At 60.7% G+C, this 13,514-nt stretch carries 16 protein-coding genes; 5 read left to right on the forward strand and 11 right to left on the reverse strand.

The features are described 5' to 3' along the window. Window positions 1-149: 149 nt before the first annotated feature. The 3 genes from INHI_RS0103800 to INHI_RS0103810 form a co-directional block, all read right to left on the reverse strand. Window positions 150-1,238 (reverse strand): 5-(carboxyamino)imidazole ribonucleotide synthase, encoded by a 1,089-nt coding sequence (locus INHI_RS0103800; protein ID WP_027246786.1) that lies wholly within the window; start codon window positions 1,236-1,238, stop codon window positions 150-152. After that, window positions 1,231-1,731, reverse strand: coding sequence for a 5-(carboxyamino)imidazole ribonucleotide mutase (gene purE, locus INHI_RS0103805; protein WP_014880743.1), 501 nt, complete (start codon window positions 1,729-1,731; stop codon window positions 1,231-1,233). Before purE ends, INHI_RS0103800 begins: the two co-directional genes overlap by 8 nt. A gap of 129 nt (window positions 1,732-1,860) precedes the next feature. Then, complete coding sequence (locus INHI_RS0103810) at window positions 1,861-2,085, reverse strand: YdcH family protein (protein ID WP_014875389.1); 225 nt, start codon at window positions 2,083-2,085, stop codon at window positions 1,861-1,863. 178 nt (window positions 2,086-2,263) lie between these two features. On the opposite strand from INHI_RS0103810, the gene INHI_RS0103815 reads away from it, so the two are divergent. From INHI_RS0103815 to INHI_RS0103830, 4 genes are all read left to right on the forward strand, one after another. Then, the gene (locus tag INHI_RS0103815) at window positions 2,264-2,677 is read left to right on the forward strand and encodes an Hsp20 family protein (protein ID WP_014880742.1); all 414 of its coding nucleotides are present in this window, start codon (window positions 2,264-2,266) and stop codon (window positions 2,675-2,677) included. Window positions 2,678-2,682: 5 nt separating this feature from the next. Continuing rightward, entirely contained in the window at window positions 2,683-2,907 is a 225-nt protein-coding gene (locus INHI_RS0103820; RefSeq protein ID WP_014875387.1) for a DUF1150 family protein, read from the forward strand. Window positions 2,908-3,157: 250 nt separating this feature from the next. Beyond that, a complete protein-coding gene (locus INHI_RS0103825; RefSeq protein WP_027246787.1) occupies window positions 3,158-4,039 on the forward strand; it encodes a PhzF family phenazine biosynthesis protein in 882 nt (293 codons plus the stop codon). A gap of 18 nt (window positions 4,040-4,057) precedes the next feature. Beyond that, entirely contained in the window at window positions 4,058-4,927 is an 870-nt protein-coding gene (locus tag INHI_RS0103830; protein WP_027246788.1) for a hypothetical protein, read from the forward strand. A 68-nt stretch (window positions 4,928-4,995) separates the two neighbouring features. Here INHI_RS0103830 and INHI_RS0103835 read toward each other — a convergent pair whose 3' ends face one another. The 3 genes from INHI_RS0103835 to trxB all read right to left on the reverse strand — a co-directional run bounded on the left by INHI_RS0103835 (window position 4,996) and on the right by trxB (window position 8,540). After that, window positions 4,996-7,071, reverse strand: a complete 2,076-nt coding sequence (locus INHI_RS0103835; RefSeq protein ID WP_014875384.1) for a bifunctional sulfate adenylyltransferase/adenylylsulfate kinase — start codon at window positions 7,069-7,071, stop codon at window positions 4,996-4,998. Window positions 7,072-7,257: 186 nt separating this feature from the next. Continuing rightward, window positions 7,258-7,593, reverse strand: coding sequence for a ribonuclease E inhibitor RraB (locus INHI_RS0103840; protein ID WP_027246789.1), 336 nt, complete (start codon window positions 7,591-7,593; stop codon window positions 7,258-7,260). A gap of 5 nt (window positions 7,594-7,598) precedes the next feature. Beyond that, window positions 7,599-8,540: a thioredoxin-disulfide reductase gene (gene trxB / locus INHI_RS0103845; RefSeq protein WP_014880737.1), complete on the reverse strand. Its 942-nt coding sequence runs from the start codon at window positions 8,538-8,540 to the stop codon at window positions 7,599-7,601. Between the two features lie 242 nt (window positions 8,541-8,782). On the opposite strand from trxB, the gene INHI_RS0103850 reads away from it, so the two are divergent. Next, window positions 8,783-9,283 carry an Lrp/AsnC family transcriptional regulator gene (locus INHI_RS0103850; protein WP_014875381.1) on the forward strand — a complete coding sequence of 167 codons (501 nt, stop codon included), beginning with the start codon at window positions 8,783-8,785 and terminating at the stop codon, window positions 9,281-9,283. 100 nt (window positions 9,284-9,383) lie between these two features. On the opposite strand, the gene INHI_RS0103855 is transcribed toward INHI_RS0103850, so the two are convergent. The 5 genes from INHI_RS0103855 to lgt form a co-directional block, all read right to left on the reverse strand. Beyond that, window positions 9,384-10,160: a Hint domain-containing protein gene (locus INHI_RS0103855; RefSeq protein WP_027246790.1), complete on the reverse strand. Its 777-nt coding sequence runs from the start codon at window positions 10,158-10,160 to the stop codon at window positions 9,384-9,386. Between the two features lie 251 nt (window positions 10,161-10,411). Beyond that, window positions 10,412-10,564 (reverse strand): hypothetical protein, encoded by a 153-nt coding sequence (locus INHI_RS21175; RefSeq protein ID WP_162893390.1) that lies wholly within the window; start codon window positions 10,562-10,564, stop codon window positions 10,412-10,414. Window positions 10,565-10,769: 205 nt separating this feature from the next. Beyond that, on the reverse strand, window positions 10,770-11,537 hold the full coding sequence (gene pgeF, locus INHI_RS0103865; protein ID WP_014875379.1) for a peptidoglycan editing factor PgeF: 768 nt from the start codon (window positions 11,535-11,537) through the stop codon (window positions 10,770-10,772). After that, entirely contained in the window at window positions 11,534-12,601 is a 1,068-nt protein-coding gene (locus INHI_RS0103870; RefSeq protein WP_027246791.1) for a class I SAM-dependent methyltransferase, read from the reverse strand. The genes pgeF and INHI_RS0103870 overlap by 4 nt, the downstream gene beginning before the upstream one ends. After that, window positions 12,598-13,500: a prolipoprotein diacylglyceryl transferase gene (lgt, locus tag INHI_RS0103875; protein WP_027246792.1), complete on the reverse strand. Its 903-nt coding sequence runs from the start codon at window positions 13,498-13,500 to the stop codon at window positions 12,598-12,600. The genes INHI_RS0103870 and lgt overlap by 4 nt, the downstream gene beginning before the upstream one ends. Window positions 13,501-13,514 lie beyond the last annotated feature (14 nt).

The following is a 13,514-nucleotide window of genomic DNA, read 5'->3' on the forward strand; positions in this document are numbered from 1 at the left end:
GAGCGCAGCCCATCAGGCTGGATAGCCCTCTGTGCCGCGCGTAAAACCGGCGGGGCCGCTTTTACCGCCCTGCCGCGCCTTTTGGTGTATTTTCTTTCTGAAAATATCCCGGGGTTTGGGGCAGCGCCCCGATACCTAAGCCCCGCAGCTCAAGTCTGCGGTTTTTGCACTCGGTTCACATGGCCCATCTTGCGTCCCGGCTTTGCCTCGGCCTTGCCGTAGAGATGGAGTGCGGTGTTTGGTTCGCGCGCGAGCTCCGGTACCCGGTCCATATCGGCGCCAATCAGGTTTTCCATCACAACATCGCTATGCCGCTGCCCGTCACCAAGACTCCAGCCCGCAACCGCACGAATATGCTGCTCGAACTGATCAATGGCGCAACCGTTCTGGGTCCAATGGCCGGAGTTATGGACGCGCGGGGCGATCTCGTTCACGATCAACCCTTGAGGGGTGACAAACAGCTCGACGCCGAGGACGCCGACATATTCCAGCGCATTCAGGATTTTGCCCGCCATCAATACCGCATCCATGCGCTGCCCCGCGCTGAGCCGGGCAGGAACGGTTGTGGTATGCAGGATACCGTCGCGGTGGATGTTCTCGCCTGGGTCGAAGCAGGCGATTTCACCGCTGACGCCACGGGCTGCGATGACTGAGACTTCATGGCTGAAATTCACGAACCCTTCAAGGATTGAGGGCGCACCTGCCATGGCAGCCAAGGCTTCGGCTGCGTCATCAGGTGTCTTGATCCGGGCCTGCCCCTTGCCGTCATAGCCAAAACGTCGGGTCTTCAGGATCGACGGGGCGCCGATCTGCGTCAGCGCCGCGTCGAGGCTTGCCTGATCAGAGATATCGGCAAAAGCGGCAGTTTGCAGGCCCAGATCCTGCAGAAAAGTCTTCTCGGTCAGGCGATCCTGACTGATGCGCAGTGCCTCGCGGCCCGGGCGGATCGGCTTCAGTGTTTCAAGCAGATCAAGGGCCGAGGTCGGGATGTTTTCAAACTCATAGGTGATCACATCGACGGAAGCGGCGAATGCCGCCAGTGCTTCGGCATCTTCGTAGCTGGCGGTGGTGATCCGGTCGGCAACATGGGCTGCAGGCGGCGTGGCGCTGGGCTCAAAGATATGGGTTCTGAACCCGAGGCGCGAGGCCGCGACCGAGAGCATCCGCCCCAGCTGACCACCACCGAGGATGCCGATGGTTGCGCCGGGCTTCAGAGCGTTTTCAGACAGATCAGTCATCGGCAGGTTCCTCCGGGATGGAGGCTGAGAGGGCCGCGCGCCAGTCGTCGAGGCGCTGGGCGAGGTCTGCGTCCTGCAGCGCCAGTATACCAGCCGCCATCAGACCTGCATTGGCCGCCCCGGCGGCACCGATGGCCATGGTGGCAACGGGAAACCCCTTGGGCATCTGCACGATGGAATAGAGCGAATCCACACCGGAGAGGGCGCGGGTCTGGACCGGTACGCCAACAACGGGCACACGGGTTTTGGAGGCGACCATGCCGGGCAAGTGAGCGGCCCCGCCGGCGCCGGCGATAATCACCTGCAGACCACGTTCGGCAGCGGATTTTCCGTAGCTCCACAGCCGGTCGGGGGTACGGTGGGCCGAGACGATCTTTGCCTCATAGGGGACGCCCAGGTCATCCAGAAGGGTGGCGGCCTCTTTCATAGTGGGCCAATCCGACTGGCTGCCCATGATGATGCCCACTTTGATGTCGGCGGTATGCTCTGGCATAGGCTCAGATCCTGTCATGCCGCGGGCCTGCGAACCCGCTGGGTTGGAGGAAGCGCGCACTATAGAGAACCCTGTGCATCACGCAATGCGGCAATGAACCCTTTTGGGCGCAGTGTTTGGAGGTCTAGATCAGGCGATGATATCCGGTGTCAGCCGGTCTTCGATCAGCGCGATCTTATCCTTCAGGATCAGCTTCTGCTTTTTCAGCCGCTGAATGGTCAGCTGATCGCTGGTGCCACGGTCCTGCAGGGCGGTGATTGCCTCGTCCAGATCGCGGTGTTGCCTGCGAAACACCTCCAGCTCCACCTGTAAAACATCGTCGGTTTTCATGGAGATATCGGTTGGTGCGTTCATTGGCGACTCGGCTTCTGGCGGGTTAAGACTTGGCGAATATTACGCTTTTAGGGGCTTTTGCGCCAGCGCTGCGGTGCCTTGGGCTTGTGAAAACGCATAAAACACCCATATTCTTAGGAAAGCGGTCGCCATAATGGGGCCGCCACCATACGTCGCTTTAGAATCAAGGACGAAACCCGTGTCTAAACTCACACTCGGCTCGTATCCGCATATGTTGGGATTTGAGCAATTGGAACGCCTTCTGGAACGCTCGGCCAAATCCGGGAATGAAGGCTACCCCCCTTATAACATTGAACAAACCTCAGATCATTCCTATCGTATTACGCTGGCCGTAGCCGGTTTTGCCGAGGCAGATCTGGCGATCACCGTAGAGGACCGGCAATTGGTCATCCGGGGTCGGCAGAGCGATGACAGCGACGGGCGCGTGTTTTTGCACCGGGGCATTGCCGCGCGCCAGTTTCAGCGCATGTTTGTATTGGCAGATGGTGTCGAAGTGGGCGAGGCGATTATGGAAAATGGCTTGTTACACGTCGACCTGACCCGCTCGCGGCCGGAAACCGTGGTTCAGACAATCAACATCAAGAAGGGGTAAGACAGATGCATACAGCCTACCAGTTCAACGATGCGGACAGCCGTATTGTCTACGTGAAGGCAGTTGATGTGGCCGATCTCCCTGCTGAGGTTCAGGCCGGCGCTGACGGGCGCACACAGCTTTATGCGGTGCATGATGCGGCGGGGGAGCAGTTGGCCTTGGTCAGTGACCGCAAGATGGCCTTCGTGCTGGCGCGGCAACATGATTATGCGCCGGTGCCTGTGCACTGACAACATTGCTGACGGCTAAGGGGCGCGAGCGGTATCGCTGATACCAATCTTGCCGCAGTTCAAGGATCGGGCGCCCTCGTGGCGCCCTTTTTCGTGCTGACGACAGGGGCTCGGATCTGGCTATGATGCCAGAACCCAGGGCGTTCTCATGGGCCGTGCTATGTCGGAACCCGCAACCAAATGCCCCTTGCGATGCCGCCATCGGCGTGGTTTTGCTTGGGCGTGACGGGATTGATTGCGGGAGAGAGGCATGCGCTACGATTTCGATTGGGTTGATGCGTTTTCGGCGCGCGCCTTTGGCGGCAATGGTTGTGCGGTCGTGCATGGTGGCGCGGAACTGAGCGATGAGACCTGCATGGCCTATGTGCGTGAAACCTCGCTGGTGGAATGTACGTTTACCGGGCCATCTGAGGTTGCCGACGTGCGAGTGCGCTATTTCCTGGCCAGCCGGGAGATTCCCTTTGCCGGTCATCCGACCATCGCGACCGTTGCAGCGCTGCGGGATCGCGGCCTTATGACCGAGGATACGATTACGCTGGAAACCGGCGCTGGCCTCGTACGCGTAACCGTTGTGGATGGTCTGATTGAAATGACACAGGTCGCGCCTGAGTTCGGTGCCTTTGCCGATCCGGAGCTGGTAGCAGCGGCCGTCTCTTTGCCGCTGGACGCTATTGTCGGACAGCCACAGCGAGTGTCCACCGGGTTGCCCTTCTGCATCACGGTGCTGCGGGACCGGGCCTCTCTAGAGGCGGCGCAGCTGGATATCCCGGCGCTTACTTGGTTGGGGGAGACGATGGGGGCTGAGGGCATCGACATGATGGAGCCGTTTCTGGTGACCCTGGACGGCGCCACGGCGGAGGGCGATACGTTTTCACGGCTGCTGATGGCGCCGCCCAGTCCGCCGGAGGATCCGTTCACCGGTTCGGCAACCGGGGCGATGGCTGCCTACCTGTGGCGGCATGGTCTGATGACGTCGGATCAGTTCATCGCCGAGCAGGGGCATGGGCTGGGGCGACCAGGTCAAGCCGTCGTAACCCGGGTTGGCCCGGCGGATGCGCCCAGCGGTATCCGGGTTGCGGGGCGGGGCTATGTGCTGATGCGCGGCACCGTCGATTTGCCCGACGCCAGCTAAGCAGGGGGCGGCAGCGCCATGAATGTCACGCGGGAACCCGCCGTTGCGGTGGTGCCTTATGGTGTCAGACTCAATCGTGATTTCGCCAATCGCAAGCTGGCCTCGCTGCATTGGCCGCTTGGCTGCCCTGCGGATCTGATCAGCGGGTGTGTTGCGGACCTGACAGCGCGGGACCATCTGATCGTCTGGGCCAAAACGGCGATGCATTTTCAACCTCGCTGGCCCTGCGCTGCGCGGATCTCCATGATGGTGATGGAGCCGAAAATCATGTCGGCGCTGCATCATCGGTTGTTGCCCTGGACCGGGCGGCGATTTTACCGGGTGTTCAGCTATGACGATGATCTTCTGGGCCGGACCGGCAATGGTGTGTTTCTGCCTTTTGGCACCACCTGGGTGCCGGAGTGGCGGGATCTGACCGTTGAGAAATGCGCGGATCTGTCCCTGATCGCCTCGGCCAAGCGGGATCATCCGGGGCATAGGCTGCGCCACGACATCGCCGAACATCTGAACACCAGTCAGCGCGAGGTGGCCATTCTGGGGCGCGGATACCAACCTTTCGACGCGAAGTCCGACGGGCTGGCGCCCTATCGATATAGTGTGGTGATCGAGAATGTGCGTGAGCGGAATTATTTCTCTGAAAAACTTATCGATGCGATCCTGTGTGAAACGGTGCCGATTTATTGGGGGTGTCCCAACATCAGCGACTTCTTTGATCCTGCTGGCATGATGGTCTGTACCTCGGCGGAGGAACTGCGCGCTTCCATTGCGATGATCTCCCACGGAGACTATGCCACGCGGCTGCCAGCGCTTCGGGCGATCAAACCGGCGGCTGCATACTATGGAGAGATCGAGCGGCGCGCGGCGGAGGCGCTGTTGGCAAGCCTTTGATACCGCTTTGGCGCATATGACAAAGGCCGCCCGGACAGGCGGCCTTTGTCGTGTTTGTTGGGGGGCGATCAGCCTGCGATCAGCCCCATGTTTTCCAGTTTCAGCAGAACCTGATGGGCGCAGTTGTCGACGTCGACATTCTCGGTCTCGACGCGCAATTCAGGATCTGTTGGCACATCATAGGGATCGGAGATCCCGGTGAATTCCTTGATCTTGCCTTCGCGTGCCAGTTTATACAGACCCTTACGGTCCCGGCGCTCGCATTCCTCGATCGAGGTGGCGACATGCACCTCAAGGAAGGCTCCGAACTGTTCCACATCCTCGCGAACGGCGCGGCGGGTGGTGGCGTAGGGTGCGATGGGCGCGCAGATGGCGATGCCACCGTTTTTGGTGATTTCAGACGCCACATAGCCGATACGACGGATGTTCAGATCGCGGTGCTCTTTCGAGAAACCCAGCTCGGAGCTGAGGTTTTTCCGCACGATGTCGCCATCCAGAAGGGTCACCGGGCGACCGCCCATTTCCATCAGCTTGACCATCAGCGCGTTGGCAATGGTGGATTTTCCGGAGCCGGAGAAACCTGTGAAGAACACGGTGAAGCCCTGCTTGGAGCGCGGCGGCTTGGTCTTGCGCAGCTCATTCACCACCTCGGGGAAGGAGAACCACTCGGGGATTTCCAGGCCTTCGGCCAGACGGCGGCGCAGTTCTGTGCCGGAGATGTTTAGGATGGTGACGTTGTCGCGATCTTCGATCTCGTCATTCGGCTCATACTGGGCGCGCTCCTGCACATAGACCATGTGCTTGAAGTCGACCATTTCGATGCCGATTTCTTCCTGATGCTCGCGGAACAGGTCCTGCGCGTCATAGGCACCATAGAAATCTTCACCGGCGGAGTTCTTGCCGGGGCCTGCGTGATCGCGACCAACGATGAAATGGGTGCAGCCGTGGTTCTTGCGGATCAGGCCGTGCCAGACCGCCTCGCGCGGGCCGGCCATGCGCATTGCCAGATTGAGCAGCGACATGGAGGTGGTTGCCGCCGGGTATTTGTCCAGCACTGCCTCATAGCAGCGCACGCGGGTGAAGTGATCAACATCGCCCGGTTTAGTCATGCCAACAACCGGGTGGATCAGCAGGTTGGCCTGGGCTTCGCGCGCGGCGCGGAAGGTCAGTTCCTGATGGGCACGGTGCAGCGGGTTGCGGGTCTGGAAGGCCACGATACGGCGCCAGCCCAGCTTGCGGAAATAGGCGCGCAGCTCGTTCGGGGTGTCGCGACGGCCACGGAAATCATAATGGACCGGCTGTTGGATGCCGGTCACCGGGCCACCGAGATAGATCTTGCCTGCGGTATTGTGCAGATAGTTCACTGCCGGATGGGCGTCGTCATCGGCGCCGAATACTTTTTCCGCTTCATGCGATTTATTGGGCTCCCAGCGGTCGGTCACAGTCATTGTGCCCAGGATCACGCCTTCCTGATCGCGTAGCGCGATGTCTTCGCCAATCTCAAGCGATGCGGCGAAGTCTTCGGACACATCCAGCGTGATCGGCATCGGCCAGAGGGTGCCGTCCGCAAGGCGCATGTTTTCGACGACGCCGTTGTAGTCTGCTTCGTTGAGAAAACCCTTCAGCGGGTTGAAGCCACCGTTCATCAGCAGCTCCAGATCACAGATCTGGCGCGGGCTCAGGTCGTGGCTTTTCAGCTCTGCGGCTTCGACCTTCAGCTTTTGTGCGGAGTCATAGGAGACGTAAAGCTCCGGGATGGGGGCGAGATTATTTTGCATCAACTTGGTCCTGTACTTAAATGGGACGAGGCCACTGGTGGTTCCGGTGAGTTCCGCATGCAGCGCGTCATATTCAGCGAACTTGCGGGCGAGAAACTGATCGGTGAGCCGGATCTTCTCGGCGGCACCGCGGGTGGTGAGGGCGTAGGCAAAGCGTTGGCGTTTGTCCGGGCCGGCGCGTTCGCTGACCTTGACCAGCCCCGCCTCAGCAGCTGCGCGCAGCTGCGCATTGAGGCGACCCAGAGAGGTGCCCACCGCCGCCGCCGTTGCCCGCTGCGAAGCGTCTGGCGCCTTGTCGAGCTGGCTGAGGATACGAAAGAGCAAATCTTCGTCCTCATGGCTTGGGGTGGTGGGGGTAGCTGGCATCGGGTCGACTCAAGATGTGTTCACGCGTGAACACATCTCATGGTTTGCAGTCGCAGCAAAGGCAAAACCACTACGCTTTGAGTGAAAAAGACCGCCGTTCCCAAATTGCAACGCAAGCGGAACGGGCGGCCTAATGCGATCTCTGCTCGGGAACAGAGATCTGATTGTCTGAGGCGGGCAGGGGGGTTAGCCCTCTGCAAATCCCCAACCATCGGGCCGAAAGCCATGATCGATTGCTACGCGGGTTGCAACCTCTTCGACCATCCAGATTGCGGAAGCTGACAGGATCTGATCCGGCATTGTCGCAATGAGCGTTGCAGGTTCGTCCCCTTCTGCCTCGGCCCATTGGGTGTGAAACCCAATGTCGGCCAGCGCTTCGGCGAGTGGCATCCATTCTTTGTCGGCTTCGCCAGACACAAAAAACAGGTCCAGATCAGCCTCAAACGGCAGATCGCCTTCTGCCTGAAGATCTGAGAAGGCCGAGAATGTCTCGGCCTTCTGGATGTCAAAATCATGCGCCACGGCGCTCACTCCTGTTCTGCCAGAAAGCGTTCGGCGTCCAGCGCAGCCATGCAGCCCATGCCGGCCGAGGTGACAGCCTGGCGATACTTGTGATCGGTCAGGTCTCCGGCGGCAAAAATACCGGGGATTGAGGTTTCGGTGGTGCCGGGCGTCACCTTTACATAGCCGCCGTTGTGGGTTTCCAGCACATCCTTCACCAGTTCGGTGGCCGGGGCATGGCCAATAGCGACAAAGACGCCTTTACAGGGGATCTCGGTGATCTCGTCAGTTTTCACGTTCTTCACACGGACGGCTTCGACGCCCAGCGGATTTTCGGTACCGACCACTTCTTCCAGCTGGTGGAACCACAGGGGTTCGATCTTCGGATTCTTCATCAGGCGGTCTTGCAGGATCTTTTCCGCGCGCAGCTCATCGCGGCGGTGTATCAGGGTCACCTTGGAGGCAAAATTGGTAAGGAACAGCGCCTCTTCCACGGCGGTGTTGCCGCCACCGATCACGACGATTTCCTGACCGCGATAGAAGAAGCCATCACAAGTGGCGCAGGCGGAGACGCCGAAGCCTTTAAATTTCTCCTCAGACGGCAGACCCAACCATTTTGCGCGCGCGCCGGTCGCGAGGATTACCGCATCCGCAGTATAGATGGTGCCGCTGTCGCCCTTGGCCACGAATGGGCGCGAGGTGGTGTCGAGGTCGGTGATGATGTCCCCAATGATTTCACAGCCCATGGCCTTTGCGTGGTCCTGCATCCGCACCATCAGATCCGGACCCTGAACCTCGGTATCGCCGGGCCAGTTCTCAACCTCGGTGGTGGTGGTCAGCTGGCCACCCGGTTCGATGCCCTGGACCAGGATCGGCTCCAGCATGGCGCGGCTGGCATAGACACCGGCAGTATAGCCTGCCGGGCCGGACCCGATGATCAGAACCTTGGTGTGGCGCGTGTCGCTCATCTCATTTCCCCAATAGATGAAAAGGGCGGTCTTGCCGCCGTCAGGCAATGCATATAACTGCACCCGGCGGCGTCTTAAAGCCCCGGCTTGGCCGAAGTCGGGCGCCCTTGATCTTGGCAGGTATAATAAGATGCTGAGGTCTCATCTTATCATTGGCAAATATTGTTGCGCGCAACTGAAATAATATTGCGTGCGATTTGGATGCTGGTATAACAAACGGAAATTTCAACAGGAGCTTCCAGATGGTCACAACACGCCTTGATCCGATTGATCGCAAGATTTTGTCGGAATTACAGGCCGACGGTCGCATGACCAATGTTGAGCTGGCCAAGCGTGTCGGTATTTCCGCACCACCCTGCCTGCGCCGGGTGCGCTCGCTTGAGGAGGCGGGGTTGATCCGGGGCTATCATGCCGAAGTCAATGCGCGCGAACTGGGGTTCGAGGTGCAGGTTTTCGCCATGGTGGGGCTGGAGAGCCAAGCGGAGGCTGAGCTGAGCGCCTTTGAAGCGAAATGCCGCGACTGGCCGCTGGTGCGGGAGTGCCACATGCTGAACGGCGAGGTGGATTTCATCCTGAAATGCGTCGCGCCCGATCTCAGCACCTTCCAGAGTTTTCTGACCAGTGATCTGCTGACCACTCCGAATGTGGCCAGCGTCAAGACATCGCTGGTCATCCGGGGTGCCAAGGATGAGCCGGGTGTGCCGTTTGACGTTCTCGAGCAGCGTCTTGCGCGTGAGGCCTGACCAAGGCCGGTAGCCCTGGCCGCGACGATGAAAAAGGCGCCCCGCAAGCGGGCGCCTTTTGCGTCGGGTTGACTACCCCCTTGCCGCGCGCAGGTGGGCCTCAGACCATATCAGGATCTGAGGGTTCGACGCGCGGATAGGCCAGCGAGCCAAAGCCCGCAATCGACTCAACATGGGAAAACAGGTTGAGATAGAGTGTGCGGATTGCGTGGCTCACCAGTTTCAGCGCCTCGGGACCCGGGTGATAGGTCTCAAACGGCAGGCCGCCGACATTGATCACCGCATGCCGTGGAAGGCAGATATGGTAGAGATCCACTGCCGTTGGGGGGGCAGTTTCGACAATGCTCATGCCGTCGTGGTATTGCTGTACCGGGACCAGTGAGGCGCCGTTTTCCAGCTGAATACCGGGTAGCGGTGCGCGCTGCAGCAGCCGCGCAGCTGGGCCAGTGACAACCGTTGACATTGGTTTCGCCTCGCCCAGGCTATCGGCAGTGAAGCTGGTCAGGCGATGGCTGCGCCCGTTCTGGCAGCTGCGGGAGGGAATCAGGCTGGTGCAGCCTTTCCACAGGAGCGGCTGCCTATCGCCGTCAAAGGTCATCAGCTCATCGCCTGGCAACAGATCTTCGATTGCGATGGGGCCTTGGGAGGTCTCAATCAGCGAGCCGCGGCAAAAGGCGGTAAAGGCCTCCTCAAAAAGCGGCAGAGAGGGGGCCACGTGGCGGGTTTCGGCGATGGAGCCATTGGGCAACAGGCTGCAGACGTCATAACGGCGCAGCTGAGGCCGCGCACCGCCGCGCTGGGCAGCCGGATCTTTCAACAGGGCGTTTGCTTCGACCGCATTGGCAGCTGCGCGTCGCAGCGACTGAGGTATGGTCATGGCTAACTTGCCTCTCTCATGACTGTACAGACATCGACTTTGGTAGCGCGATGAGCAGAAAGCGCGTCAAAGCCGCTTGATCCCTGCCGGGCATCCTATCCGCAATACGCGCGGTTCGGTGTATGCGCCCAGCAGGGCAGGTAATCGCGGCGGGGCTCGCTTGGGCAGAGGCCGCCGCCTGACCTGAACATTGGTGGACGATGTCAGGCCGGTATTCATGGCTCCCGGCTTGCTATGAGCCGTGGCGCGGTTCAGGCGCTTTTGGCAGCTGCCTGTTGCGATGTGGTTTGATGACGGCGTTCAATCGCGGCTTGCCGGTTGGCGCCACGGGTCCAGGGAAGGCGGACCTCTTCGGTCTTGGCGGCGGCCACAATGGATTTGATGAAGCGCGATTTCGGTTTCATGAGGCGTCTCCTGTCGGGGCGGGGCAACCTCCTGTCGCCCGCGCGCTGTATTCCCGACATTTGTCGCCTGCCAATGCGCCAGCAATGTGGCCGATCTGTGGAATTCACCGGAACTCCGCGAGATCTGCGTATGCTACCACGCCAAGTCCCGGCGCTGTTTTGCAACGGAATTCAATGCCGCGTCAGACTATGAAGGCCGCTGTGATTACAGACGGATACAGGAAATGAGACGACCGTAGTCGGCTTCCTTCCGATGGGTCGCCCGGCGGTAGGAGAAGAATCGCTCAGGATCGGAATAGGTGCAATGACCGGTCCAGGCCGCCTCCGCCACACCAGCGCTGCGCAGTTTGTGCAGGCCCAGAGACGGCAGATCAAAGAGATAGCGATCACCCTCGCCATTGGCAAAAAAACGGGCGTTGTCTGCATCCTGCATCATGAAGTCATCAAAGAACTCTGGGCCGACCTCATAGGCGCGCTGCGAGATCGACGGGCCAATGACCGCGCGGGTGTTTTGACGACTCGCCCCCAGCTGTTCCATTGCATCCAATGTGGCTTCCAGCACGCCGTCCAGCGTGCCGCGCCAGCCGGCATGGGCGGCGCCCACCACTTTTGCTTCTGGGTCATGGAACAGCACCGGCTGACAATCGGCAGTCAGGATCGACAGCACCACGCCGGGCACATTCGTGACCATCGCGTCGGCCTGAATATCGCCCTGAATATTGTCTTGCCGAACATCGGAGATGGTCAGGACATTTGCCGAATGTACCTGATTGACCCGGCCGAGCGCCTCTGGCGGGGCTTCCATGGCTGCGGCGGCTCGCGTCCGGTTGATCTGCACCGCTTCCCGCTGATCGGAGGAGCCGAGCCCGCAGTTCAGCCCGGCGAAAATGCCCGAAGACGCTCCACCGCGGCGGGTGAAGAACCCGTGTTTCGTGCCATTCAACAGGTCGGAGATAAGAATTTCCAGCGTCATGCGTTCAATCCCGGTGGAGGTGAGGCCTGCATGGGGAAAATCCCCAGCACCTTGAACAGGTTTCCCATTTCCTCAGGGTGCGTCAACCGCCGATGTGCTGCAATCAAAGATTGCAGGGAGTCCCCCTCCAGCCGCGCGGCCAAGGCCTGCGCGCGGTCGGTGATGCCCAGCCGCTCCAGAAACACACCTTGTGGGGTCAGTCGGCTATGGGTGCAACCTGCAGCCTTGGCGGCCAGTGCCAGCGCCTCAAAATCAACATGGGTGGTCAGATCGGCGCTGCCGGGATCATTCAGCGGGTCACTTGGCGCATGGGCGCGCAGGGCCTGCAACGTATCCCCCAGCGAACGCCAATCGCCGTAGTCCACGATCAGAGCGGCTCCGCCATGGGTGGCAATCCGGGCGGCGATGGTTTGCACCATGGGCTGCGCTGCTTCGCAGAGTTCCACCAGATCGTCATCGCGGGTGTCCTCAAGACGATGCGCCAGCGCCGGCTGCGGGGCCGCCGCACCAAGGCCAAAGCTCAGCTTACCGTCCTGCAGCCCGACGGATTTCTCGCGCCAGCCGTCGCCATCCCGCAGAAACTGGCGCACCGGCAGCGCGTCGAAGAATTCATTTGCGATCAGAAACAGCGGCTGCTCCGGCAGTGCCTCCAGCGTGTCGAGCCAAAGAGGTGTGTTACCACTCAAGGTTTCGGCCTGCCGGCTGCGTAGGGTGGGGGAGGCCTCCAAAAGCGCGACCTGCATGGCGTCATGGAACCCTGGCACCTGTTTGGTGGCCCGCAGCAGATCGGCCATCAATGTGCCGCGACCGGGGCCAAGCTCAGCCAGAGTAAACGGTTTGGGGCTGCCCTGATCCAGCCAGCATTGCGCCAGTGCCAGCCCGATCACCTCTCCGAACATCTGGCTGATCTCCGGCGCGGTGATGAAATCGCCCGCGCGGCCCAGCGGGTCGCGGGTCGTGTAATAGCCATAGGTCGGGTGCAGCAGCGCCTCCGCCATGTAGTCCGCGACCGAGATCGGCCCCTCGGTGCGGATGCGGCTCGCGATGCGCTCGCTCAGGCTCATGCGGGAACCTCAGCGGTGGAGCGGCGGCGCAGCACCAGAAAGACACCGATCGCGATCATCGGTAGTGACAGCAGCTGCCCCATAGTGAGCCCATATCCGCCAATCTGCCAGGCCAGGCCAAGCGGGTTCTCGACCGTCACAAATTGAGCATCCGGCTGGCGCGCAAACTCGACCACAAACCGCGCCGCGCCATAACCCGCGAGAAACACTCCGGTGATCCAGCCCGGCTGGCGCAGCGCACCGCGCCGATAGACCAACCACAGAAGAACCGCGCCAAGGATGAGCCCTTCCAGCAGCGCTTCATAGAGTTGCGAGGGATGGCGCGCGCAGATTTCCCCCAGCGCCTGACTGCACGACTGCGCTGCGCGCCCGGGAAAGGCCACGCCCCAGGGCAGATCAGTCGCCCGCCCCCAGAGTTCAGCGTTGTTGAAATTCGCAAGCCGCCCAAGCAGCAGTCCCGGTGGCACCGTATGCGCCACCAGATCAGCAATCTGCAGGCGCGGGATGTTGTGGCGCAATGCATAAAGCCAAGTTGCCAGAATTACGCCGAGCAAACCGCCATGAAACGCCATGCCCCCCTGCCAGATCCGCAGGATCTCGGCCGGGTTCGCAAGGTAATAGCCCGGCTGATAAAACAGCACATAACCTAGCCGTCCGCCCAGGATGACACCGAGGATGATCCAGGTCAGCAAGTCCTCAACCTGCGCTGCTTTCATTGGCGGTTGGGCGCCAGGCCACAAGGCCGGGCGTCGCAGCGCTGCCACCGCCAGCCGCCAGGCAATGACGATGCCGACGATATAGGCGAGCGCATACCAGCGTAGGGCGAACTGGCTGCCAAACAGCTCAATTGTGAAAATTTCTGGGGTTAAATCGGGGAACTGGAGGAAGAATGCGTGCATATGGCGTCAATGCC

Origin of the sequence: Phaeobacter inhibens DSM 16374 (assembly GCF_000473105.1) — a bacterium.
In the GTDB taxonomy this organism is placed as follows: domain Bacteria; phylum Pseudomonadota; class Alphaproteobacteria; order Rhodobacterales; family Rhodobacteraceae; genus Phaeobacter; species Phaeobacter inhibens.